Annotated in this window: 25 protein-coding genes and 1 tRNA gene; 12 read left to right on the plus strand and 14 right to left on the minus strand. The window is 46.1% G+C overall.

Annotated features, from left to right (window positions below):
• Window positions 1-3 precede the first annotated feature (3 nt).
• The 5 genes from BLR32_RS05440 to thiH are packed head-to-tail and all read left to right on the plus strand — an operon-like array spanning window position 4 to window position 3848.
• Complete coding sequence (locus tag BLR32_RS05440) at window positions 4-618, plus strand: thiamine phosphate synthase (protein WP_089829301.1); 615 nt, start codon at window positions 4-6, stop codon at window positions 616-618.
• Window positions 591-1346, plus strand: a complete 756-nt coding sequence (locus tag BLR32_RS05445) for a hydroxymethylpyrimidine/phosphomethylpyrimidine kinase (RefSeq protein ID WP_089829303.1) — start codon at window positions 591-593, stop codon at window positions 1344-1346. The genes BLR32_RS05440 and BLR32_RS05445 overlap by 28 nt, the downstream gene beginning before the upstream one ends.
• Window positions 1343-1957, plus strand: coding sequence for a thiamine phosphate synthase (locus BLR32_RS05450; RefSeq protein ID WP_089829306.1), 615 nt, complete (start codon window positions 1343-1345; stop codon window positions 1955-1957). The genes BLR32_RS05445 and BLR32_RS05450 overlap by 4 nt, the downstream gene beginning before the upstream one ends.
• A complete protein-coding gene (locus tag BLR32_RS05455) occupies window positions 1954-2727 on the plus strand; it encodes a thiazole synthase (protein ID WP_089829309.1) in 774 nt (257 codons plus the stop codon). The genes BLR32_RS05450 and BLR32_RS05455 overlap by 4 nt, the downstream gene beginning before the upstream one ends.
• Before the next feature lie 11 nt (window positions 2728-2738).
• On the plus strand, window positions 2739-3848 hold the full coding sequence (gene thiH / locus BLR32_RS05460) for a 2-iminoacetate synthase ThiH (RefSeq protein ID WP_089829311.1): 1110 nt from the start codon (window positions 2739-2741) through the stop codon (window positions 3846-3848).
• Between the two features lie 217 nt (window positions 3849-4065).
• On the opposite strand, the gene BLR32_RS05465 is transcribed toward thiH, so the two are convergent.
• Window positions 4066-4524 carry a PA2169 family four-helix-bundle protein gene (locus BLR32_RS05465; RefSeq protein ID WP_089829313.1) on the minus strand — a complete coding sequence of 153 codons (459 nt, stop codon included), beginning with the start codon at window positions 4522-4524 and terminating at the stop codon, window positions 4066-4068.
• A 304-nt stretch (window positions 4525-4828) separates the two neighbouring features.
• Between BLR32_RS05465 and BLR32_RS33715 the strand changes: the two genes are divergently transcribed.
• The 4 genes from BLR32_RS33715 (at window position 4829) to BLR32_RS05480 (ending at window position 11541) form a co-directional block, all read left to right on the plus strand.
• The gene (locus BLR32_RS33715) at window positions 4829-4981 is read left to right on the plus strand and encodes a lmo0937 family membrane protein (RefSeq protein WP_110053527.1); all 153 of its coding nucleotides are present in this window, start codon (window positions 4829-4831) and stop codon (window positions 4979-4981) included.
• A gap of 177 nt (window positions 4982-5158) precedes the next feature.
• Window positions 5159-6289 carry an esterase-like activity of phytase family protein gene (locus BLR32_RS05470; protein ID WP_245705360.1) on the plus strand — a complete coding sequence of 377 codons (1131 nt, stop codon included), beginning with the start codon at window positions 5159-5161 and terminating at the stop codon, window positions 6287-6289.
• A 497-nt stretch (window positions 6290-6786) separates the two neighbouring features.
• On the plus strand, window positions 6787-9942 hold the full coding sequence (locus tag BLR32_RS05475) for a SusC/RagA family TonB-linked outer membrane protein (RefSeq protein WP_089829315.1): 3156 nt from the start codon (window positions 6787-6789) through the stop codon (window positions 9940-9942).
• A 30-nt stretch (window positions 9943-9972) separates the two neighbouring features.
• Complete coding sequence (locus BLR32_RS05480; RefSeq protein WP_089829317.1) at window positions 9973-11541, plus strand: RagB/SusD family nutrient uptake outer membrane protein; 1569 nt, start codon at window positions 9973-9975, stop codon at window positions 11539-11541.
• A gap of 72 nt (window positions 11542-11613) precedes the next feature.
• Here BLR32_RS05480 and map read toward each other — a convergent pair whose 3' ends face one another.
• Genes map through BLR32_RS05495 form a run of 3 tightly spaced genes read right to left on the minus strand, consistent with a single transcriptional unit; the run spans window position 11614 to window position 13508 of the window.
• The gene (gene map, locus BLR32_RS05485; RefSeq protein WP_089829319.1) at window positions 11614-12378 is read right to left on the minus strand and encodes a type I methionyl aminopeptidase; all 765 of its coding nucleotides are present in this window, start codon (window positions 12376-12378) and stop codon (window positions 11614-11616) included.
• A gap of 8 nt (window positions 12379-12386) precedes the next feature.
• Complete coding sequence (tmk, locus tag BLR32_RS05490) at window positions 12387-13073, minus strand: dTMP kinase (RefSeq protein ID WP_089829321.1); 687 nt, start codon at window positions 13071-13073, stop codon at window positions 12387-12389.
• 57 nt (window positions 13074-13130) lie between these two features.
• Complete coding sequence (locus tag BLR32_RS05495) at window positions 13131-13508, minus strand: winged helix-turn-helix transcriptional regulator (RefSeq protein ID WP_245705361.1); 378 nt, start codon at window positions 13506-13508, stop codon at window positions 13131-13133.
• 150 nt (window positions 13509-13658) lie between these two features.
• On the opposite strand from BLR32_RS05495, the gene BLR32_RS05500 reads away from it, so the two are divergent.
• Window positions 13659-14534: an SDR family oxidoreductase gene (locus BLR32_RS05500; protein WP_089829323.1), complete on the plus strand. Its 876-nt coding sequence runs from the start codon at window positions 13659-13661 to the stop codon at window positions 14532-14534.
• Between the two features lie 123 nt (window positions 14535-14657).
• Window positions 14658-15545, plus strand: coding sequence for an AraC family transcriptional regulator (locus BLR32_RS05505; protein ID WP_245705362.1), 888 nt, complete (start codon window positions 14658-14660; stop codon window positions 15543-15545).
• 15 nt (window positions 15546-15560) lie between these two features.
• Here the strand turns inward: BLR32_RS05505 and BLR32_RS05510 are convergent, their stop codons facing one another.
• From BLR32_RS05510 to BLR32_RS05540, 7 genes are all read right to left on the minus strand, one after another.
• Window positions 15561-16229, minus strand: coding sequence for a LysE family transporter (locus tag BLR32_RS05510; protein WP_089829325.1), 669 nt, complete (start codon window positions 16227-16229; stop codon window positions 15561-15563).
• Complete coding sequence (locus BLR32_RS05515; protein WP_089829326.1) at window positions 16226-18019, minus strand: NRDE family protein; 1794 nt, start codon at window positions 18017-18019, stop codon at window positions 16226-16228. The genes BLR32_RS05510 and BLR32_RS05515 overlap by 4 nt, the downstream gene beginning before the upstream one ends.
• A complete protein-coding gene (locus BLR32_RS05520; protein ID WP_089829329.1) occupies window positions 18007-18522 on the minus strand; it encodes a DinB family protein in 516 nt (171 codons plus the stop codon). Before BLR32_RS05520 ends, BLR32_RS05515 begins: the two co-directional genes overlap by 13 nt.
• On the minus strand, window positions 18519-18920 hold the full coding sequence (locus BLR32_RS05525; RefSeq protein WP_089829331.1) for a DoxX family protein: 402 nt from the start codon (window positions 18918-18920) through the stop codon (window positions 18519-18521). Before BLR32_RS05525 ends, BLR32_RS05520 begins: the two co-directional genes overlap by 4 nt.
• 22 nt (window positions 18921-18942) lie before the next feature.
• Entirely contained in the window at window positions 18943-19386 is a 444-nt protein-coding gene (locus BLR32_RS05530; RefSeq protein ID WP_089829333.1) for a YHS domain-containing (seleno)protein, read from the minus strand.
• An 18-nt stretch (window positions 19387-19404) separates the two neighbouring features.
• Window positions 19405-19875: a YHS domain-containing (seleno)protein gene (locus BLR32_RS05535; protein WP_089829335.1), complete on the minus strand. Its 471-nt coding sequence runs from the start codon at window positions 19873-19875 to the stop codon at window positions 19405-19407.
• A gap of 520 nt (window positions 19876-20395) precedes the next feature.
• A tRNA-Ile gene (locus BLR32_RS05540) sits at window positions 20396-20469 on the minus strand.
• A gap of 152 nt (window positions 20470-20621) precedes the next feature.
• On the opposite strand from BLR32_RS05540, the gene BLR32_RS05545 reads away from it, so the two are divergent.
• Window positions 20622-21236, plus strand: coding sequence for an HAD family hydrolase (locus BLR32_RS05545; protein ID WP_089829337.1), 615 nt, complete (start codon window positions 20622-20624; stop codon window positions 21234-21236).
• Window positions 21237-21245: 9 nt separating this feature from the next.
• On the opposite strand, the gene BLR32_RS05550 is transcribed toward BLR32_RS05545, so the two are convergent.
• From BLR32_RS05550 to BLR32_RS05560, 3 genes are all read right to left on the minus strand, one after another.
• Window positions 21246-21497: a DUF4834 family protein gene (locus BLR32_RS05550; protein ID WP_089829339.1), complete on the minus strand. Its 252-nt coding sequence runs from the start codon at window positions 21495-21497 to the stop codon at window positions 21246-21248.
• A 90-nt stretch (window positions 21498-21587) separates the two neighbouring features.
• Complete coding sequence (locus BLR32_RS05555) at window positions 21588-21932, minus strand: NINE protein (protein WP_089829341.1); 345 nt, start codon at window positions 21930-21932, stop codon at window positions 21588-21590.
• Complete coding sequence (locus tag BLR32_RS05560) at window positions 21929-22255, minus strand: DUF2752 domain-containing protein (RefSeq protein WP_143011367.1); 327 nt, start codon at window positions 22253-22255, stop codon at window positions 21929-21931. Before BLR32_RS05560 ends, BLR32_RS05555 begins: the two co-directional genes overlap by 4 nt.
• Between the last annotated feature and the right edge of the window lie 143 nt (window positions 22256-22398).

Here is a 22398-nt window from a genome sequence, read left to right on the forward strand (position 1 = left end):
AGCATGATACAGATCATCACACACAGTACATTCCTGCCGGAAGAAACCATCTACTGGCAGCAACTGCTCGCCGAAGGCGCAGACAGCATCCTCGTACGCAAACCGGGATGGCCGGAAGCCGACTATGAACTGCTGTTGCAGGACGCAGATACTTCCTGTTATCCTAAACTGATGATAGCCGGGCATCCTGCGCTTTGTGAGAAGTATGGCCTGCAGGGCGTACATTTCAGTGAAGCCGGCAGAGGGCTTGTAAATGGCGACCAGATCATCGGCTACCGGCAGAAAGGATGGCGCCTCAGCACCAGCATTCATGCTGCCGAGACTTTACAGATAGCCAGTGACAACTGGCACCAGCTCTTACTGGCCCCCGTGTTTGACAGTATCTCCAAACCTGGCCATACGAGTACGTTCGGAGATGGCTTCCGCCTTTTCAAGGATGGTTATAACGGGCAGGTACTGGCGTTGGGAGGGATCGATCATACCACAGCAGCAAAGGCCCGCGACATGCAGTTTGACGGGATTGCCCTATTGGGCGCCATCTGGCAGGAACCAGCTACCGCTATCAGCAACTTCCGCCGCATCAGGGATATATGGAGAACAGACGCCCTTATGTCATGAGCCTGGCCGGCCTGGACCCATCCGCCGGAGCAGGCCTGCTGGCAGATATAAAAACCTTTGAAACGCTTGGCACCTATGGCCTGGGTGTCTGCACAGCACTCACTGTTCAGACAGATACCCGCTTCCTTTCTGTAGAATGGCAGTCCGCAGAACAGATCATTGCACAGGCAACGCCTTTACTGGAAACATTCCCGGTGGACTACTGTAAGATCGGGATCGTGCAGGATGCAGATACCATACTGGAAGTAATACAGGCTATCAGGGCCTTACAGCCGGACATACGCTTCATACTAGACCCGGTATTGAAAGCAAGCGCCGGCTATACGTTTCATAATACCGCCCGGTTATCGGTATGGCAGGAAGTCCTGCAGCAGGTCTACCTGCTGACGCCCAATTATCATGAGGCGCTACTCCTGAGCGGCAAGGAAGACGGACATGCCGCAGCAATTGCCCTCGCAGCACATAGCGCAGTACTGTTAAAAGGAGGGCACCGGCAGGAAAGACAGGGAGTAGACACCTTGTATATGGGCAGGACCGACATGATCGACATTCCCGCCGGCAATACAGCTGTCTTTCCCAAACATGGTTCCGGCTGTGTGCTCAGCGCTGCTATTACTGCACAACTGACAGCAGGTAGTTCGCTGCCAGCCGCCTGTATCACGGCCAAGCTTTATACAGAAAAGTACCTGGCCAGTCATTCATCACTTTTAGGTTATCATATCACATGATCAGCTCATTGCATTATATATCACAACAAACAGCAACTGCCTCCCACCTGGATAATATCCTGGCTGCCTGTGAGGCCGGTTGCAGATGGATACAGCTCCGTATCAAGAATGAACCCGAAGACAAGATCCTGGCCAGCGCACTTGCAGCAAAAGCTATTTGCTCACGGTACAACGCCACCCTGATCATCAATGATCATCCGCATATTGCCAAGACAGTAGGCGCACACGGTGTACACGTCGGCAAGCAGGATATGACGGTGACCAGCGCCCGAGCCATCACCGGTGATGAGTTTATTATCGGTGGTACAGCCAATACTCTGGAGGATATTCTCATTCACGTAAAGGACGGCGCCAACTATGTAGGTCTGGGGCCTTACCGCTTCACCACTACCAAAGAGAAGCTGAGCCCTATCCTGGGACTGGAAGGCATTGCCGGCATTATGCAAGCGCTCAGGAACATGGGCATTCATATTCCCGTCATCGCCATCGGCGGCATACTGGCAGAAGACCTGCCGGCACTGGTGCAGACAGGCATTCACGGTATTGCGGTAAGTGGTCTTATCACACACGCAGAAAACAAATTTCAAACTGTATCATCTCTTACAATATGACACCGCTCATAATAGCCGGTCATTCCTTTTCTTCCCGCCTGTTTACCGGCACAGGCAAGTTCGCCTCACTACCCGTTATGGAGGAAGCCTTGCTGGCTTCCGGTTCAGAACTGGTTACAGTGGCGCTGAAAAGGGTGGACGTCCACAACGAATCGGATGATATGCTGCAGCACATACATCATCCGCAACTAAAATTACTGCCTAATACTTCTGGTGTAAGAACCGCCAAAGAAGCCGTATATGCAGCCCAACTGGCACGTGAGGCCCTTGAAACAAACTGGCTTAAACTGGAAATACATCCTGATCCACGTTACCTGTTGCCGGATCCTGTTGAGACATTAAAGGCAGCAGAAGAACTGGTAAAGCTGGGCTTCATTGTATTGCCATATGTACATGCAGATCCTGTGTTGTGCAAAAGGCTGGAGGAAGTAGGCACCGCCGCCGTAATGCCTTTAGGCGCCCCTATAGGCAGCAACAAAGGCTTACGTACGATAGACTTCCTGGAGATCATCATCGAGCAAAGTAATGTGCCCGTAGTAGTGGATGCAGGTATCGGCAGTCCTTCCGATGCGGCAAAAGCCATGGAGATAGGAGCAGACGCCGTATTGGTGAATACCGCTATTGCTGTGGCAAAAGATCCGGTAATGATGGCCCAGGCATTCAGGCAGGCTGTAATAGCCGGCAGACAGGCATATGAGGCTGGATTGCCTTCCGTACAGCGGCAGGCGGTGGCCTCCAGCCCCCTGATCGGCTTTCTTGATGAAGTTTAAACAAGTACACCATGTCAGGTTTTAAAGACATTTTCGATCAATATAACTGGGATGAGGTTAAGGCGGGTATTTATGCGAAGACCGCCCGTGACGTAGAGGCTGCACTCAACAGCAGTAAACGCACCCTGGAGGATTTTAAGGCACTGATCTCTCCGGCTGCCGCTCCTTATCTGGAACAGATGGCACAGCTAAGCCGCAGGCTTACACAACAGCGCTTTGGCAATACGATGCAGTTATACATTCCCCTGTACCTCAGTAATGAGTGCCAGAATATCTGTACTTATTGTGGTTTCAGCCTGGATAACAAGATTGCCCGGAAGACGCTGAACAAGGAAGAGATACTCCGGGAGGTGGAAGTTATCAAAGCGATGGGGTATGAGCATGTGCTACTGGTGACAGGAGAGGCCAACCAGACGGTAGGCGTAGATTATTTCCGGGAGGCACTGAAAGTGATCCGGCCCCATTTCGCCAATATTTCCATGGAAGTGCAACCTATGGATGAGGCAGACTATGCTGAACTGATCCCTCATGGACTGCATGCGGTATTGGTCTACCAGGAAACATATCACCAGGCTGACTATAAACTACATCATCCCAAAGGCCGTAAATCGAATTTTGAGTACCGTCTGGACACGCCAGACAGGTTGGGGCGGGCAGGTATCCATAAAATAGGTTTGGGCGTACTGATAGGGCTGGAAGACTGGCGTACGGACAGTTTTTTTACAGCCCTCCATCTACGATACCTGGAAAGAACCTATTGGCAAACGAAATACAGTATTTCCTTCCCCCGTTTACGCCCCTGTTCAGGCGGTCTGCCTCCCAAGGTGGAAATGAATGACCGTGAACTGGTACAGCTGATCTGTGCGTACCGCTTACTGGACCAGGAAATAGAACTAAGTCTTTCTACCAGGGAAACACCCCGTTTCAGGGATAACGTGATCAAACTGGGTATTACCGCGCTTAGTGCGGGTTCAAAGACCAATCCGGGCGGATATGCAACCGATCTGTCTTCGCTGGAGCAGTTTGAAATATCTGACGATCGTAGTCCGGCAAGCATCAGTGGCATGCTACGGGCGCAGGGATATGAGCCTGTGTGGAAAGATTGGGATGAAGGTTATTGATAAAAGACCGGTAGAAGCATTTTATAAAAAACAACAGCCCCGCATCCTACGGGGCTGTGAATTTACCTAAATCCATTACTGAAAAATGTTACTTATTGAGATAAGTAGCCGCTTTAATCTTACATCTTTCAAATGTAAGCTGTACATAATGAACAACCACCGTTACCTCCTATTATGAACAAAAAGAACAACGGCATTCAAAATGAACACACAGCGGTCAATGCGGGATCTTTTCCAGGTCCCTATAAGTTCTCACCGTTTCGTGCGATCCTCTGAGCGCGCCTTTTTGGTTAGCGATCAGTTCCCTTACGCTGTAGGGCATTGGCGTACTGGAGCGCAGTACATCTTCGTAGGTTCTTTGTGCCGCGTCTTCCGCGTACTCGCAGGAAGACAATAATGATTGGCGGTCACGTCCTGAAAAGGTAGCTTTTACATCCATCCAGTTTCTGTAGAGTTTTCCATATACGGAAGAGCCTCCAACATCTCCTCCGCCGTCCAGCAATATGCTGTTTAACTGGTCAATATAAGTGCGGCTTTCGTCTGCCATTCTCTGGAACAAAGCCTTCAGGTCGGTATCATCTGTTAATGCTATTGCTTTTTTATATCCTTCCACACGATCTTGATTGATCCTGACCAGATCACTCAGGGCTTCCTGCAATTTTTCATTGAGTTGCATGATAGTCAAATTTAGATTAATGCAATGATGTTATATATGTATGGTTCAAAAATGCGACCAGTTTCTGCGCTTTTGCCAGGCAGGCATGGTGGCCCATTACAGGGTTTTATCTGGCGGGGATTTTGCCCTTGCTGGGGAATACACTCCACATCAAAAAGCCCAATAAAAATACCCGTATATATTGCTTAAAAAAGGGAAGAATACGCCGTAACCCTTATAAACATTGAAGAAGCGCATTCCAGGCACCTGTTAACACTATCTGGCACAGATTTTTTACATGTTACTGTAACCAAATCTTATTGATATGAACGGCTTACTTTATTTAATCGCGGTTATCCTCATTATCGGATGGATTCTGGGTGCGTTTGTTTACTCCGCCGGCAGTTTGATACATGTGCTGTTGGTACTAGCTATCATTGCTATTCTTGTAAATATTATACGCGGCCGGGCAGTATAAGCCAGGCGACAACCGAGCTCCATTGTGTGAAAAAAAGGTAATCAGTCGTAGCAAAATGATCAGATGTATTATTTTGCTACGATCTGATTACTTGTTTTTTTTATCTCCGGCAGCTATTGTTAACCAGGCGCCATATTTTTCATATTACTTTTGCGGCAAAGAAAACTGTCCTTTTATATGAGAAAATATATGCTGCTGGTTATGCTGCTAGTTGCCTGCTCAAGCATCCGGAAAACCAGCGTTAAAGACACTACTCCCTCCATTCACTCACTGATACTACTGCATAAATACATTGTTCCCTACAATATGACATTTAATGGCACCACAGTAGGAGGGCTTTCAGGTATAGATTATGACAGCGTCCGGAAGGTATATTACCTGATCTGTGATGACCGTTCGGAAAGACAAGCCGCCAGGTTCTACACTGTTCAGATACCGGAGGATAATTATAACAGAGACAGTATCCGTTTCACCCATGTTACCTCGTTAAGAATGCCTGATGGCAATGTATATCCATCAGCGAAAGCGCTTGCTCCTGATCCGGAAGCGATGCGTTATAATCCACACACCGGCCATCTGGTATGGAGCAGTGAAGGGGAAAGGATCATTTCCGAACAGGGTAATATCATCAATGATCCCGGCATATATGATATAGACAGCAGTGGGCGGTTCCTTGGCAGCTATCCCTTGCCGGGGCAGTTCCATATGCAGGCTACAGAAAATGGTCCAAGGCGCAATGGTGTGTTTGAAGGGCTTGGATTTACCCCCGATGGCCGGTATATGTTTGTAAGCCTGGAAGAACCCCGGTATGAGGATGGGCCTCGTGCTGACCTGAAGGATACAACTGCCTATATACGCATCATTAAGTATGATCTGCGTACCCGCCAGCCCATAGCCCAGTATGCTTATAAGTTAGCACCCATTGCACATCCCGCTGTACCAGATTCCGCTTTTCGGGTAAACGGCATCTCAGATATACTGGTGCTCTCGGAAACACAGTTACTGGTGATGGAACGCTCTTTTTCAACGGGAGTAAAAAATAATACTATCCGTGTATTTAAGGTAGATCTTCAACATGCTACTGATATTAATACTATCAATTCTCTACGTGAAACAACCCGTTTTACACCGGCACAAAAGACATTACTTCTGAACTTTGATGAGCTGGATACCTTTGTTGATAATGTAGAAGGAATGACCTTCGGTCCGGTGCTGTCCAATGGACACAGAAGTCTCATTTTCGTTGTTGACAATAATTTTGATAAAAAAGAAGAGACGCAGTTTTACATCTTCGAGGTTAACCAATAAAGAATACTATTTTATCATAGAAAGTACACAGAACAGGAAAGTACGCCAAAATACTACTTTCCTGTTTTGTTAATTAATGTCATTTTTCTGATTTATATACAAATTGCCGAAATCCCTCCCTTATCCTCTCCCATAGCAGTTTTTCGCCGCTCAAAACTTTTTTGCAAAAACGTTTTACTTTACTTGAAAAATATTATACTTTTAACACGGAGTTACCATATTTATTCAAAAAGCCGAAATCGTTATAAAACTTGAACTATTTGAACTAAAACTAAAATTCCGTAGCGTTATTTGGATCATTAATCATTAATTATTACTTGTAGCTTTTTCTTATCCGGACAGGATAACTATCAGCATTTTGTTTTATTCTTTTTCATTACAGGCCACGTAAAATAATGATGTAATGTAAATGTAACTGTAACAGTAATAACTGTACTTGTCTTGCTGCAATCGAATGCTTTGCAGCCTAGAACTCTATTATCTAAAACCTCCAGAATATGAAGTCTAAATTCACACGTTTCATGAGGATCGCGGTGCAAGGCACATTAGCATTGCTGATGACGCTGCACGCATTCTCACAAAGCCGGAAAATCACCGGCCGGGTCCTTGACAACAGGGATAACTCCCCACTCCCTGGTGTATCTGTACAAATTAAAGGCACTAGTAACGGAACACAAACCAAACCAGATGGTACCTATAGCCTTGAGGCGCCATCCGGCAGTACCCTTGTGTTCTCTTTTATTGGTTATCTGAGCCAGGAAAAAGTGGTTAATGGCGCTACTACCATTAACGTCAGCATGTCCTCTGACGTAAAATCTTTACAGGACGTAGTTGTAGTAGGTTATGGCGCCACAAGACGTTCTGACCTGACAGGTGCTGTAGCCTCTGTTAAAACTGCGCAACTGGAAGAAAGGCCCGCAGCCTCTGTAAACCAGGCGCTGGCAGGCAGGATCCCGGGTGTACAGGTTAACACCAACTCCGGCCGTCCGGGTGGTCAGACCAATGTGCGTATCCGTGGTTTCAGTTCTATCAACACTACCAACAACCCGCTCTATGTAATTGATGGAGTGGTAATTCCGGTAGGTGCGCAAACACAGAGCAGTAATGCGATCGACTTCTTAAACCCGAATGAAATAGCATCTGTAGAGGTACTGAAAGACGCTTCCTCTACTGCGATCTATGGTGCGAGAGGTGCGAACGGTGTTATCCTGGTGACTACTAAAAGAGGTAATGCCAGTGGTAGCCGTGTTACTTATGATGTAGGTCTGGCTTACAATACCATCGGCCCAAAACGCGTTCACATGCTGAATGCAAAGGAATATATGCAGGTAGAAGACCTGGCCTGGAAAAATGCACAGACTTATGATCCGGATGGATGGGCCAAAGGTAACTACATATCTAAAGAGCCAAAGTTAAAAAGAACCAATCCTGATCTGTTTGATGCCAATGGCAATCCAAAATATGACACAGACTGGTTTAAAGAATCCGTACAGCATAAAGTATCTCACAGCCACCAGTTAGGCTTTACAGGTGGTGATGAAAACAGCCAGTTTGGCCTGTTCCTGGGTTACAGGGATGATGAAGGTTTGCTGCTGAACTCTTACCTGAAAAGATACTCTGCACGTTTCACATTCGACAGCCAGATGAAAACATGGCTGAAAGTAGGTGGATCACTGGGATACACCAGCCAGAACGAAAACCTGGTTGATATCGGTACCGGTGGTCTGAACTCTGTGCGTATGATCACAGAAGCACTGCCTTTCCTGCCGGTAAGAATGCCAAATGGTACTTTCAGCAATAACAAGCTGTATCCTGGCGCTGAAGGTGGTTCCAATCCTGTACAAATCCTGACCGACCGTAAGTATATCCTGCAAACGCAGAACGTACTGGGTAACGCATATGCAACTATCACCCTGGCCAAAGGCCTGGAATTCCGCTCTGTAGTAGGTGCTAACGTTGTAACCCGTGGCAGGAACGAATGGAACGGCCGTTCCCTCCTGGATATTTCTGCAACCCAGAAAGGTATCGCAATCGTAGCTAACGACAGGGAAACATACTGGTCATTTGAAAACTACCTGACCTACAATAAACGTTTCAACCAGGTGCACTCCATCAATGCTTTAGCGGGTGTGGGTTGGCAGAAAGATGACATCTTTGGTTTCAACGTACGTGGTGAGAACTTCTCTACAGATTACTTCGAGGACAACAGCATTGGTTCCGCTGGTCTGATTCCTTCATCAGGCGCAGGTTCACGTAGACTCGGTTTTGCATTCAACTCCTACTTTGGCCGTGTGAACTATGGCTTTAAAGATAAGTACCTGGTTACCTTCACAGGCCGTGTAGATGGTTCTTCTAAATTTGGTCCCAACAACAAATATGCGTTCTTCCCTTCCGCTGCGTTGGCATGGCGTGCATCTGAAGAACCATTCCTGAAAGGCAATCCAACTATCTCTACACTGAAGTTCCGTACAAGCTATGGTCTGACAGGTAACTCCGAGATCGCTCCTTACAGCTCTCTGGCGTTGTTGACTGCAAGCAACGACTATGCTTTCCCTCTGAACGGTCAGAAAGTACAGGGTGTGGGTACCAGCAGGCTGCCTAATCCGGATCTGAAATGGGAAAAAACAGCACAGTATGACTTTGGTATGGAACTGGGTCTGTTAAAGAACAGGATCTCCCTGGAAGCGGACCTCTACTACAGGAAAACCACTGACATGTTGCTGGAAGCTCCTGTACCAACTACCAGCGGTTACACCGTTATCAGCAGAAACGTTGGTGCAATGGAAAACAAGGGTCTTGAAATCGGCATCAACACTGTGAATATTGAGACCAAAAACTTCTCCTGGTCTACTACCTTCAACATCTCCTTCAACAAAAATAAAGTACTGGCACTGGCTACTCCGGCAGATATCTTCGGTGTAGGTGGTCCTAACTTCACCAACCAGACAAATATCATCCGTGTTGGTGAACCAGTAGGTTCCTTCTGGGGTCTTGTACGTGAAGGCACCTGGGCTACCAAAGATGCAGCTGAAGCAGCACTGTTTAAAGACTACCGTGGTGGTAAACCAATCCTGCCGGGTGATATCAAATACCGTGACGTGAATGGTGACCATGCTATCAATGATGCTGACCGTATGATCATCGGTAATGGTAACCCTGACGGATGGGGAGGTTTCTTCAACACCTTTAAATACAAGAACCTGGATCTGACCGTTGAGTTGCAGTTCGTATATGGTAACGATGTACTGAACATGACACACCACTCCGGTGAAGACCGTACCGGCCTGGCTAACAGCTTCAGCTCTGTTCTGAATTACTGGACTCCGGAACATCAGAATACAGACATTGCAGCTCCCCGTCATCCGGATGCCGGCTATGTAACCAACGTGGATACCCGCTGGGTAGAAGATGGTTCTTTCCTCCGTGGTAAGAACCTGGCACTGGGTTATAATTTCTCTGCTGAAAAACTGAAACGTCTGCATCTCAGCAAACTGAGAGTATATGCTTCTGTACAGAACTTCTTCCTCGCTACCAAATTCAGTGGTAACGATCCTGAGGTAAGCACTTACTCACAGCCATTTGCACAGGGACAAACATTCTTTGATTATCCGAAACCAACTACGTTCCAGCTTGGTGCAAACGTTGCGTTCTAATCTAACACTTATCAAGAAAAAGAGATGCTCATGAAGAACTACATTAAGAAAACCGCGCTCAGCATATTGATCGGAGGCAGCCTGTTTATGACCGGTTGCTCCAACTTCCTGGATGAAAGCGATCCATCCAACCTGTCGCCAGACAGCTATTATACCTTACCAGAACATGCTGATGCAGCTGTATATGCTGCTTATGCCCGCGCCCGTTTCATTGGCAGCGGTGCCGGTATCTTCTCTGCTAACTTCCAGATGCTGGATGCTCCTACAGGTACTGCCGCTACAGCTACAGCTCAGAACTCTGACCTGAACAACCTGCTAGGCCTTGTATATGATGGAGACAACCTCCATGTAAGACAATTCTGGACTGGCGCCTATAGAGTAATTGCACAGGCAAACCTTGCACTTGACAAGATTCCTGGCATCAATCCTATGGATGAAGCACAGAAAAAAAGAACGCTGGGGGAAGCCGCTTTCATGCGCGCATGGTCTTACTTCTACATTGTAAGACTTTGGGGTGATGTACCATTGGTAACGAAACCTCAGTCACCTACTTCACCAGATTTCTATCCGTCACGTACAAGCACAGACAGCGTATACGCCCAGATTGTTGCGGATCTGAAAATGGCTGAAGAAGCTGGCCTGCCATGGATGGATGCTTCCGGTAGAGTAGGACTGGCGGCTATTAAAACAGAACTGGCAAAAGTATATCTGACGATGGCCGGCTATCCGCTGAACAAAGGTGCAGAATATTACAGGCTTGCAGCTGATAAGGCAAAAGAAGTAATTGATTATTCCAAGGCTCATACAAGTGAGCTCAATCTGTTCGATGCTTACAGCCAGTTGCATGATGTAACAACCAACAACAAGGTAGAACACCTGTTCGAGGTACAATACCTGGCAGATATCGAGGGCAACCCGATGCAGTCACTGATGCTACCAAACAACTCCCTGGCAAAGAATATCTCTGCTTTCGGCAGTGGTGTCGGTAGTTCTATCCCAACCTCTTCTTTCTATGATTCATACAAGAAATTCGAGCCGAAGGACAAACGTACAGATCAACAGCAGTTCTTCTTTACTTACTATTTCGTAGATGGTAAAGGCGATACGTTCCGGTTAGACAGACCATACATCTATAAACATTTCGATGTGGCTGGCCATGGTAAACCGGGCGCGCCTGGCACCGGTAGAAGTAACCTGAACATGCCTCAGATCCGCTTTGCAGAAACGCTCCTGATCTATGCAGAAGCCCAGAACAGGGCAGATGGTAATCCTAATGCAGATGCTTATGATGCATTAAACCGTGTACGCGGCAGAGCAGGTCTCGATCCTGTATCAGGGTTGGCACAAGGCACCTTTGAAGAAGCGGTATGGCGCGAGCGCTGGCATGAGTTCTGTTATGAAGGTATCACCTGGTTCGATATGGTACGTCTGAGAAAAGTTTACAACGAAGACAATAACGGCTTCGACAACTTTGTAGGACATGTTAACAAAAATTCCGGTGCGACACTGGCAGAGAAACACCTGCTGTTCCCGTTACCAATCCAGGAAATGCGTAACAACCCAAATCTGAGACCTCAGAATACAGGCTACGGTTCATAAGATCAGTTCCTTCCAATAAAAAGAAAGGGCCTCGTTTTGAAACGAGGCCCTTTCTTTTTATTCATAATCTTGTTAGTCCCAGATCTGGTTGGCAGCAGTCAGGATCACCGGCTGTCCATCTGTTACAATGATCGTATGTTCATGCTGCGCTACAAAACTACCGTCGTTGGTTACCAGCGTCCAGCCATCGCCCATATCATAAGCATAAGACGCTTTTGTAGAGATAAACGTCTCAATGGCAACAACACTATTCTTCCGGAAACGATTCCTGTTCATGCGGTCATAATAGTTGGGAATCTCTTTCGGCTCTTCATGCAGACTTCTGCCAACGCCATGTCCCACAAGGTTTCTGATCACCCTGTAACCCATCTTCTTTGCGGTTGACTCAATAAGATGCCCAACATCTGCGATCTTCACACCGCCTCTGATCTCACTGATCGCCTTCTGCAATATCAGCTTTGAAGCATTTACCAGCGGATTATGATTGTGAATGTCATTTCCCAATACAAATGATCCGCCGTTATCACCCCAGTAACCATTCAGTTCTGCAGAAACATCTATGTTCACCAGATCTCCTTCCTGCAGTATTTTATTCCCTGTAGGGATACCATGCGCTACCTCATTATTTACGCTGATACAAGTCCAGCCGGGAAATCCATAGGTCAGCTTCGGTGCAGACTTCGCGCCCATTTCATTCAATAGCCTGCCGCCATATTCATCCAGTTCCTTTGCCGACATACCCGGACTGGCATATTCCCTCATCTTCCGTAATGCAATGCCAACGGCCTCACTCACTGCCTGCATACCAGAAAGGTCTGCATTGGATGTTATAGACATGATCTTAATTATTTTGTTATGTTATGTATAATGGCTGCGTGGATCTCTTCGATAGACTTCATCTTCCCGCTACCATCATAACAAATGATCTTTGTGACAGTAGGGTCAGTATCCGCTAATATTTCATACTCCTGTTTCACCGCCAGCTGAAGGGAAAAATCTTTCTCATGAATATCGTCTTTTCCATTCAGGTACTTCCTTTCCTCACCTGAGCGCCTTTCTGTCAATGCTTTCTCTGTGAAAGAAAAGGGCACATCCAGGTAAACAGAAAGATCGGGCTGGGGAATACGGTTGTATTCATATTCAAACATGTTGATCCATTCGCGCAGCTCTTGTTTCTCTTTTTCTGTATGCAGCTTCGCACACTGGAAAGCAATATTCGACAGCACATAGCGGTCTACCAGTACCACATATCCACTGGCCAGCCATTCGTTGATATTGTGTGCAAATGCCTTTCTGTCTTCGGCAAATAACAGCGCCACCAATTGTGGGTGTACATTTTTCACATCTCCGAACTCACCCCGCAGGAATTTAGCGATCAGTTCTCCGAATACGCCTTCCTGTACAATAGGGAAGTGTACAAACCTTGTTTCTATACCCTGCTTATTAAAATATTCCGTTAGTAAAGCGATCTGGGTAGACTTACCTGCCCCGTCCAGTCCTTCAATGGCAATAAACCTGCTGTTATGCTGCATTAAAAATCAGTTAAAACTATCTGCAAAGATACCACTAATTCAGGGTTAGATCACCGGTTAGACTCCCGCAGTATATTTTTCGCGCGATGCGTAGATGCCCTGCATATTTGCCTCGGCCCATTGAGCCAATCCCTCCAGATGAGGCAGGAGGGAACGCCCTCTTTCTGTAAGGCTGTATTCTACTTTGGGAGGGATCTCCGCATATACCTTACGGACTACCAGTCCATCTGCCTCCAGGATCTTAAGCGTAACAGTCAACATTTTCTGTGAAATATCCCCGATCCCATGATGCAGTTGATTGAACCGCATCGTGCCTTCATGCCCCAGGATGATGATGATCAGCATTGACCATTTGTCACCTAAACGGTCTAATACATTCCTTACCGCACAGTTGCCTCCACCGGCAGCACGATATTTTTTTAAAGTTTCCATCATTTTAATACATTGATAATCAACAATAGTTACTTCGCCGTAACAATCGAACCGAATGGTGCCTTCTTGTCAGGCATTTCCCGGCGTCTTACTTTTGACTTACTAAAAGTAAGTAAAGGCAATTAAGTAACCAATACAGTAAAATTAACGAAAATGGGAAAAATATTAGTAACAGGAGTAACGGGACATCTTGGTCGTATCGTATTAGACAAATTGCTTGCCAAGGTACCGGCTTCCAATGTAAAGGTATTAGTACGTGATGAAGCCAAAGCAGCCCCTTTCAGGCAATTGGGTGTGGAAGTGGCAATAGGTAGCTATGATGATAAAACTTCGCTCGTAAACGCCTTCAAAGACGTGGACAAGCTGTATTTTATATCGGGCAGCGATGTTGCCAAACGCAGTCAACAGCATGAAAATGTGGTGAATGCAGCTGTAGAAGCGAAAGTAGGCCATGTGGTGTACACCAGTTTCCAGCGGAAAAACGAAACCAGCACATCTCCTATTTATTTTGTTGCTTCCAGCCACCTGCTGACAGAAAACCTGCTGAAGTCATCCGGGCTGAAATATACCATTCTTAAACATGGCATATACACCGAGATGATACCGATGTTCATAGGAGACAGGGTACTGGAAACCGGTATGATCTTCCAGCCGGCAGGTGAGGGTAAAACAGCCTTTATACTGCGCAGCGATCTGGCAGACGCCGGTGTGGAAGCACTGACAGGCGAGGGTCATGAAAACCGCAGTTATGAACTGACAGGACCTGCAGCGGTATCTTACGCGGAAATAGCTGCAAAGCTCTCCGCTGTTACCGGTAAAAACGTGTCCTATGTATCGCCAGCGCCGGAAGTATTTGCGGCTGAATTAACAAAAGCAGGTGTACCTGCAGAATACATCGGGTTATTTACAGGATTTAGCGTAGCCACCAAAGAAGGAGAGTTCGCAGGCACCAGCTCCGACCTGGAAAAACTGATCGGCAAAAAAGGAGGAAGCGTAGAAGCATTCCTGGAGCAGGAATACGGCAAATAAGCCCAATAATCAGCACACAGAGAACTGTGAAATAAAGAAGTACCTCGTTTAGATACCGGGGTACTTTCTTATTTTACAGCAGCGTATATACAGATATACCGGGCAACATTTGCCATTAAAACTGTGTTCATAACTACAATGAAGCTGTCGTATAAAAATAATAAGACTTCCGGGGAATGCAGGCTGACATTGGACGAAGAAGAATTCGACCGGTACTTCTACGGAAAAGACCGGAAAGATAAATTGCTGACCATTGCCTGGAACAGGGGCGCCTCCCAGGAAGTGTTAGTTGACGGTGTAAAGTATAACTTCCCATCCAATACCGTCCTGTGCCTGATGGTCAATCAGACCTTTCAGTTCGCTAACCCAACATGCATCGTTGCATGGCAGTTTAACCGGCCGTTTTATTGTATTGTAGACCATGATAAGGAAGTAAGCTGTGTTGGCTTTCTCTTCTATGGCTCGCGCGACATGATGTTCATTGAACTGGATGAAGCCAAACAGTATAAAATTGATCTGCTGCTGAAGGTATTCCTGGACGAGTTCGAAACGGTGGACAATATTCAGCAGGATATGTTGCAAATGCTTTTGAAAAGGCTGATCATTATCATCACCCGTCTGGCGAAAGAACAATATCTGGATGAAGAAGAACTACCGGCAGCAAAGCTGGACATTGTGCGCCAGTATAATCTGCTGGTAGAGAAAAACTATAAGGTTGAACACCGCGTAAAGTTCTATGCAGATCAACTTAACCGTTCCCCCAAGACGCTTGCCAACCTTTTTGCATTGTACAACGACAAGTCGCCTCTCATCATTATTCAGGACAGGGTAATACTTGAAGCCAAACGCCTTTTACTATATACCGATAAATCAGCCAAGGAAATAGCCTATGAGCTGGGGTTTGCAGATGCCGCGCACTTCAGCGCGTTCTTCAAAAAAATCACGTCCTATGCTCCTTCCGATTTCCGGGGCAATAAGCCTTCTATTCTTGCAGGTGGCGACAGTTGTTAAATAGTTACCCCCATGCTATTCATTACCACTTGTAGCCCGTCCTACTATTGCCACAGGTAACGCAACAAATGCTTTATACAGTTGCACTAATGCAGTACTCAGCAGCGCGATGCCCACTATCCAGTTCAGGAGTACCTGTTGCTCCAACAGGTGATCTATCAGAAACCGTCCTGCCAGGGCATATATTGTAAAAGCCAGCGCTGTTCCCATCCCTATAGCCAGCACATAAAAGTTATGCGCGGCCGGATTATCGTTCAGTACATGCTTTGCTTTCAGCACTGCTGTCCAACCTATCCAGAATGGTATATGCAGGGGATTGATAATGCTTAGCAACACTCCTGATAAAAGCGGATGCAAGGATGTAAAAGGCGTTTCCACCTGGAACATCAGCTTCTGCCAGGCGGCAGAAAGGCTGTTAAAGGCCAGTAGCAATAGTACCGCTCCTGTGATAAGGTTAAAGAACCATAATACCTGTTTCAGCCTCTCTAGTTGTTTCACTGCCAGCAGGACAAGGCGCACCAGCAGCATCTCTATAAAAATGGCCGCCACCGCAAACATGGCGACCCCTGTCAGGTTATCGGCAAAGCTGAAATTGGCTACCGTCAGATTCAGCGTGCCCAATGGCAACGAACCCGTAAAACTGATTCCCATGGCCCATCCTATTAATCTGATATGCTGTTTCATAACTGTCTGACCTGCTTTAAGTGTCTTGTATGATGCTGTAACATCTTTATCCCTTCTGTAATATTCATTAAGGAGAGCCCTCTTCTTTCCGCATTCAGTCTGCTGATCCTGTACAATATCGTCCAATGCCGGCATATCTCTTTCCAGGCAAAGAACAGTGAATGCCCCGGGTCATAGACATGTGTTGGCTCGCTACCCGCTCCATTCAATTCTATAATGGAGAAATGCCGGCCTTTATTCAGATCTTCCCAACTTCTGAACTTAATATCCAGGCGACCATAATAAAACCCGGGAATCTGTTTACAGACCATATCTATCGCGTTTGTCAGTGTTCCATTGATCTTGTCGCTCAGGTCAACAAACAGCGCGCCCCGGCTATGGTTACCATAAGGTACTACCACCTGACGTTGTCCTGCCGGCAATACAATATCCAGTGCAGCACCCAGGGTTATCCGGAGGGAAGGCAGCTGCAATAATGCCCTGTCCTGTTGTTCAAGCAAGGTCTCTATAGTCGATGTTCCATCACCGGTAACAGACAGGAATTCTTTCCCGACAATACCGGAAATATGTCCCCGCTTTTCTCCCGGCATGCGGTAATAGAAAATACCGGCTTCCTGCGGATGATCAATATATTCCTGCACAATGAAATCTACTTTACTAAGCCGGCAATAAGTTTCCAGCTCCGCCTCGGAATGCAGCAGCTTTACCTGTACGCCCCGTTCTCCCATATCCGGTTTGGCTATTAAAGGGAAACTTATTCCTTTACTCTTCAATTGATTAATTATTGTTTCAGGAGCGGTACCGGCCCTGCAAAATTGTGTCTGCGGATAATATTGCTGCGGTATCAGGTCATAGATCTCGCTTTTACGCTCCTGTGCAAAACCAGCATTCCTGATACCCGGATTGGCGGCACTGAAGAAAAAGAAGGAACGGGCTTTTATGCTAAGCCATAGCCAGTAAATATATACTGGTCCGTAGATGAGGTAAGACGGCCAGTATTCCCAGTGAAAAGCCCTGATCATTATTCTCCGGGCAGCCAGCTGCCATTTAACTATAGCCTTCTTCCTGCTGGCCCGGTCTTTCCGGGTAAATATCTTTTCAACGTCTCTGCTGATCTGCAGATCTCTATATTGCATCTTTAAATGATCGCCAGCGATAAATATTGAGGTAATACTAACAGTGCTTATCTTATTTTCCCGGTTCATAACCAGGTTATTTCTTACATCACCTTTTCCTGCATGCTGATGAAAACGCAGTATCTCTTCGCTATTGATCTGATCATGTTTTTGATCCAACCAGTCATGGAACCACTGTTTTCTTTCCTGTGCTTCCAGCTCATTATACAAAGTCACCGACGACCAGATATAAGCCTTCTCTGCATCCAGTAACAGGCGATGTTTCTGGAAACCATCCCAGCGGCATTCCCAGAGCTTCCCGTTTCTCCAAACGACCAGTGTAAAGGGTTCTATTCCTTCAAGGGTCGTTTCACGAAATTGCCGTTCTGGATCAGGCGCTGCTATCACATCCAGCAATATTAATCCACGGCTCCTGCGGTATGGTGGTTGACGCAAATGTTTTATAAACGCTCCATTCAACAGCACCACAGCATCTCCGTTGTCTTTCAACGCAATCCAGCTACCGCCTGCATCCGGATCTTTTGGAAAAAGCAGTTGATATCCATTTCCGTAGAAATGCTCAGGATCTGATGCACGTCCTCTTGTTACATGCTCATCCCTGTTGGAAGTAAGGTAGACGCCTGTTGCTGTTGGTATGAAGGTTACTGTACACATGCATTCCTGTGTTTTAGCGTGGAAATAGCTACCCCGAATTCTTCCGGTAGCATAATGGTTGACACCGTACTTACTCCGATTCTCAGTAAGGCCATATGATGAACAGTATGTTCCAGGTTGTAGACCAATTCACGGCTGTAATTTGTTTCTACAGCTCCCGGTTCCTCACTATCATTGCTGTAATCAATACTCAGGACCAATTTTCTGTCTTTCTTATCCAGTAAGGATATGACGCTTGCGAGACTATCAATGGAGCAGGATCTGCTGGTTTCTATCCTGTAATCTCTTTTTCTTTTGTCATAGTTGACTTTCCCTGAGATATAGCCTGTATTCAGCTCCTGGAAGAATTCTATGATATGCCTTGTATGTTGCCCCAATGTAGCATTGGAGAGCAGTTTTATCGGCCGCACATACTGTTCGTCTGTAAGGCGCTCCAGCAGGTCCTGCAATTGCATGAGCAGTCCTGCGAGAGGAGCAGTCACCTGTGATACCGAAGTTGTCATAACACAGTAGATTTAGGCTTAAAAAGCAAATGAAGTACCTGTGCCCTATACACCCATGCCAGCAAAGTGCTGCTTACAAATACCAGTAAAGCATAAATGAAAAGCAGGCCGCCGTCGTCCTGTACAACGATACCGAGTTTGGTGAGGTGGGAGAGGAGTGCCCCGGCCATCAACCCGGTTGCTAATACAGCTCCAAAACCGGTAGTGCGCGGGTAAAGGATCAGGATAGCGGCTAACAGCTCCAGGATACCGATCCCTATGCGCCCCCAGGGTTCCATCCCCAGCTTAGAAAATATGTAAATGGATTCAGGCGCGGCAGTAAACTTGAAGAAGAGTGTCTGCAGCATGATAATCGCAGCCACCAGCCGTAATATCCAGAGAATAACAACCTTGATCATAGTGCTTCTTTTTTGTTGGTGATTACTCTTTATCCTTAATGTTCACCCACTCTTTATCCGCCTTTTCAATGAAACCCCTTGTATCCTTTATCCAGCTTTCCCTGACCTTTGAATCGTAATTGAAATACAGCTTATTGTCTACAATTGTCCAGGTATCAGTTTCGGTAGGCGCTTTATGGCCGTGAGCAGTACCATAAGCGCAGTAGCCGCCATACTGTGGTGCATAGTGTTCCGGGTTGGCTTTGAAGCTGTCAAGATTTTCTTTGGAAGAGAACAGCCATTGCGCGTCTTTCCATGTATACGATAGTTCTTCGCTACCTTTTACAGCCTTTTTTTCTCTGAAAAACGCAACGGGATCATACCCCTTTATGGCTTTGCCTTCCGGCGAAAAAATCTTTTTCTTCTGTGCATTGGCGCCACATGCAGCAAGAAATAATAAGAAGGTGGCGATGATTAGATTTCTCATGTGTTTACATTGTTGGTGTTACTTAACAAATTTGGTCCAGTTCTTATCTGCACTGCTCTTTAAATGCGCTTCGTCCTTATTCCATTTTTCGAGCGTGTTATTGAAATACTTGTTATAAAAGACATGGAGTTTACCGTCCAGGATCTTGAACGTTTTGGGATTGATCTCTACTTTTTCACCGGTAGCGCCCATTGCGTATGCACACCATCCTCCGTACAATGGTTCATATTTCGCAGGATTGGTTTTAAAGGTCTTCCTGTGTTCTTCTGTTGCGAAACGGTATGTTACGCCGTTGTATACTGTGGCAATATCCTTATTCCCTTCAACGGCTTTGTGATCTGTGAAATAGGCAACGGGATCATATCCCTGCAGGGCTAAACCTGATTTGTCTACATTGTATTCCTTTCTGCGAACATCTGCGGTCTGTTGTGCTGAAACTCCGCTTACAAATGCCAGTGCCAGCACCAGTACAGTAATTACCTTTTTCATGATTGCTGTTGTTTTATAAAATGATTTTTTAAACTGATCGTGTTGTCTTTTCGTCTCAAGCCTGTTTTGGGGGCCGGTTGCTTAACAACACTGTAAAACTACAGTTAGGAGAGGCCTTGAAAAATGTCAGCACTTCCCGAAGAGTTATCTAAATTGCCCGAAGTAGGAGGAAGAGGGGGGGTATGTATTTAGTTCTTATAGTCTGACTTCGGTAGAGATTCCGTAGAGGCTATATCCTATAGGCTCTACGGAAGCTCCACCGAGTCCTGAGCGAATACATACCCTTTGGGGAATCTCATTAGAATGGATGACGCTGGCATGGCCCAGACACGCTTCATACACGACGTATACACGACGCATCCCCGGGACATCTATGCCTTAAGGTTGGACCTGTAGGAAATTATACCTGGGGTAAGATCGGGGATTATTGTAAATCAGGGAGGTTGGATGGGAGGAGAGGGCAAATCTTTAACAAATAAAAAAGGACTTCAGCCTTATTGCTGAAATCCTTTTTCTTTCGTGGTCCCACCAGGGCATGATCCTGGGACCCCCTGATTATGAGTCAGGTGCTCTAACCAACTGAGCTATAGGACCTGTTCTTTGCAGAACGAATATTTTGAAACTTTCTCGTGGGTTCCCTTTTTCAGGGAGGGCAAAATTAATTATTTTTTATTCAAATATCCAAATTTCTGATTTTTTTATTCCCGGCATATACCTTTGCACTTTCTTATTCAGCAGTTCATACAATGAAAGGTATTAAAAACATCATCTTCGATCTGGGCGGAGTTATTATCAATCTCAATTATCAGCTGACTTACAAGGCGTTTGAAGACCTTGGAGTAAAAGAGTTCACCAGTTTATACAATCAGTTTACGTTGACTACCCTGTTTGATGACCTGGAGACCGGCAAGATCGAACCTGAAGTATTCCTGAATGAGATGCAGCAGCATACTGCGCCCGGCACTACCCATCAGCAGATCATTGATGCCTGGAATGCAATGCTGCTGGACTTCCCCTTACGCAGGCTGCAGATATTACAGCAATTAAGACAGCATTACGGATTATACCTGTTGAGTAATACCAATGCCATCCACCTGGATGCCTTTAATAAGATATTACAGGAAAGCAGGGGTATTCCTTCGCTGGCATCATTTTTTGATAAAGCGTATTATTCTCACCTGATCGGGTTACGTAAGCCGGAGAAGGAAACATATCAGTTTGTGCTGGACGAGAATGGCCTGGATCCGGCGGAGACCTTATTTATAGACGACACGCTTCCCAACATTGAAGGTGCGCAAGCTGTTGGCATACAAACAATCCATCTCCTGCCGCCTAAGACGATAGCAGATATCTTCAGATAACAATAATGACTATTTGATTTCTTCAAAATCAAGGTAATCTCCCTTATCCGCTTTTTTAGGAGCGGTGTGCTGCTGTTGTGCCTGAGCAGCTTGTCTCTGAGCTTGTTCCTGTTGCTGGTATTGACGGCGGAGATGCTCCTGGATATCTCCCATCTGTCTGCGTACATGTTTTGTAGACTGATATACCGGCACGATGAAGTCAAATACTAATTTGTACAGCAACCAGAACACAAAGGCTAAAAATGCGTATTTCAGTATCATGGAACAAATTTAGCGGTTAATCTGCTTTCAGGGCAGAGAAAAATTGGCCTTTAGGTTTTCTTTAACAGCCGGGAAAGCAGATCAACCTGATTATAAACCCAGTAAAGCGGCACTCTGAAGGGCGGCCTTCTTATTGTACTCCCAGGTCAGTTTACGGTAGTTGATCGCATCAACAATAGTACCGATCCAACATAGTCCTACTGTTAAAATATATAAAATGCCCATACCTATCTGGTTGGTCAGGAAGCGGTGAATACCTGCCGGGCCTATCAGCCCTACGAGGCAGAGGATAAGAATAAGCTGAGGATCTTTTCTCCGTCCTTCATAAATAGCCAGGAAACGCTGACGGGTTTCAATGGAGTAGTCGCGGGTAAGTTCCTGTAGCCATAAAAGCTCTTCCTGTTCAATACCCGGTAAGCTTACAAAATCTGTCATGTATAGTGGTTTTTAAGTTCCGCAAAAGATTGCCATTGTAGTCTGGCGAGTTGGAAAGTGCGATACAGCAGTATTAATACAGCGAACGGTCCCAGAGGATGGCTTTTCAGGGAGGCGCTCCATTCTCCATGCAACAAAAAGTGAATGGAATGACCGAGGCCACAGCCGGGGCACCAGGGTATTCCTATCCTTTTCAGCAGGCAGAAACTTGCGCGGCTATCCTGATCGGGATCCATAAAAAACAACAGCAACAAGGCCGCGGGCCATATGATCAGCTCTATATTAATACGTTGTATGTATGCGTTAATTTGCATATTTCGCATCAGGGGTACAGTTATTATTATTTTTTGAAATCTGTGCGGACAGGGCGTTTTCTCTCGTGAAATTATTTCATACAAGTTAAAGAAAATGTTCTTGGATCAAAATAAAATCCTAATTTTGCATAGGAAAATGATACTAACGAAGG

The sequence above is a fragment of the Chitinophaga filiformis genome, from assembly GCF_900102545.1.
Lineage (GTDB): Bacteria > Bacteroidota > Bacteroidia > Chitinophagales > Chitinophagaceae > Chitinophaga > Chitinophaga filiformis.

What these genes read in the sequence shown, in the direction of transcription:
- BLR32_RS33715 (WP_110053527.1), top strand. Translation starts at nt 4,829, where the DNA reads ATGAACGGCTTACTTTATTTAATCGCGGTTATCCTCATTATCGGATGG.
- BLR32_RS05440 (WP_089829301.1), top strand. Translation starts at nt 4, where the DNA reads ATGATACAGATCATCACACACAGTACATTCCTGCCGGAAGAAACCATC.
- BLR32_RS05515 (WP_089829326.1), bottom strand. Translation starts at nt 18,019, where the DNA reads ATGTGTACAGTAACCTTCATACCAACAGCAACAGGCGTCTACCTTACT.
- BLR32_RS05520 (WP_089829329.1), bottom strand. Translation starts at nt 18,522, where the DNA reads ATGACAACTTCGGTATCACAGGTGACTGCTCCTCTCGCAGGACTGCTC.
- BLR32_RS05555 (WP_089829341.1), bottom strand. Translation starts at nt 21,932, where the DNA reads ATGACAGATTTTGTAAGCTTACCGGGTATTGAACAGGAAGAGCTTTTA.
- BLR32_RS05550 (WP_089829339.1), bottom strand. Translation starts at nt 21,497, where the DNA reads ATGATACTGAAATACGCATTTTTAGCCTTTGTGTTCTGGTTGCTGTAC.
- BLR32_RS05525 (WP_089829331.1), bottom strand. Translation starts at nt 18,920, where the DNA reads ATGATCAAGGTTGTTATTCTCTGGATATTACGGCTGGTGGCTGCGATT.
- BLR32_RS05445 (WP_089829303.1), top strand. Translation starts at nt 591, where the DNA reads ATGGAGAACAGACGCCCTTATGTCATGAGCCTGGCCGGCCTGGACCCA.
- BLR32_RS05495 (WP_245705361.1), bottom strand. Translation starts at nt 13,508, where the DNA reads ATGATGGAAACTTTAAAAAAATATCGTGCTGCCGGTGGAGGCAACTGT.
- BLR32_RS05560 (WP_143011367.1), bottom strand. Translation starts at nt 22,255, where the DNA reads ATGCGAAATATGCAAATTAACGCATACATACAACGTATTAATATAGAG.
- BLR32_RS05480 (WP_089829317.1), top strand. Translation starts at nt 9,973, where the DNA reads ATGAAGAACTACATTAAGAAAACCGCGCTCAGCATATTGATCGGAGGC.
- BLR32_RS05530 (WP_089829333.1), bottom strand. Translation starts at nt 19,386, where the DNA reads ATGAGAAATCTAATCATCGCCACCTTCTTATTATTTCTTGCTGCATGT.
- BLR32_RS05545 (WP_089829337.1), top strand. Translation starts at nt 20,622, where the DNA reads ATGAAAGGTATTAAAAACATCATCTTCGATCTGGGCGGAGTTATTATC.
- BLR32_RS05455 (WP_089829309.1), top strand. Translation starts at nt 1,954, where the DNA reads ATGACACCGCTCATAATAGCCGGTCATTCCTTTTCTTCCCGCCTGTTT.
- map (WP_089829319.1), bottom strand. Translation starts at nt 12,378, where the DNA reads ATGTCTATAACATCCAATGCAGACCTTTCTGGTATGCAGGCAGTGAGT.
- tmk (WP_089829321.1), bottom strand. Translation starts at nt 13,073, where the DNA reads ATGCAGCATAACAGCAGGTTTATTGCCATTGAAGGACTGGACGGGGCA.
- BLR32_RS05510 (WP_089829325.1), bottom strand. Translation starts at nt 16,229, where the DNA reads ATGAAACAGCATATCAGATTAATAGGATGGGCCATGGGAATCAGTTTT.
- BLR32_RS05500 (WP_089829323.1), top strand. Translation starts at nt 13,659, where the DNA reads ATGGGAAAAATATTAGTAACAGGAGTAACGGGACATCTTGGTCGTATC.
- BLR32_RS05450 (WP_089829306.1), top strand. Translation starts at nt 1,343, where the DNA reads ATGATCAGCTCATTGCATTATATATCACAACAAACAGCAACTGCCTCC.
- BLR32_RS05475 (WP_089829315.1), top strand. Translation starts at nt 6,787, where the DNA reads ATGAAGTCTAAATTCACACGTTTCATGAGGATCGCGGTGCAAGGCACA.
- BLR32_RS05470 (WP_245705360.1), top strand. Translation starts at nt 5,159, where the DNA reads ATGAGAAAATATATGCTGCTGGTTATGCTGCTAGTTGCCTGCTCAAGC.
- BLR32_RS05535 (WP_089829335.1), bottom strand. Translation starts at nt 19,875, where the DNA reads ATGAAAAAGGTAATTACTGTACTGGTGCTGGCACTGGCATTTGTAAGC.
- BLR32_RS05465 (WP_089829313.1), bottom strand. Translation starts at nt 4,524, where the DNA reads ATGCAACTCAATGAAAAATTGCAGGAAGCCCTGAGTGATCTGGTCAGG.
- thiH (WP_089829311.1), top strand. Translation starts at nt 2,739, where the DNA reads ATGTCAGGTTTTAAAGACATTTTCGATCAATATAACTGGGATGAGGTT.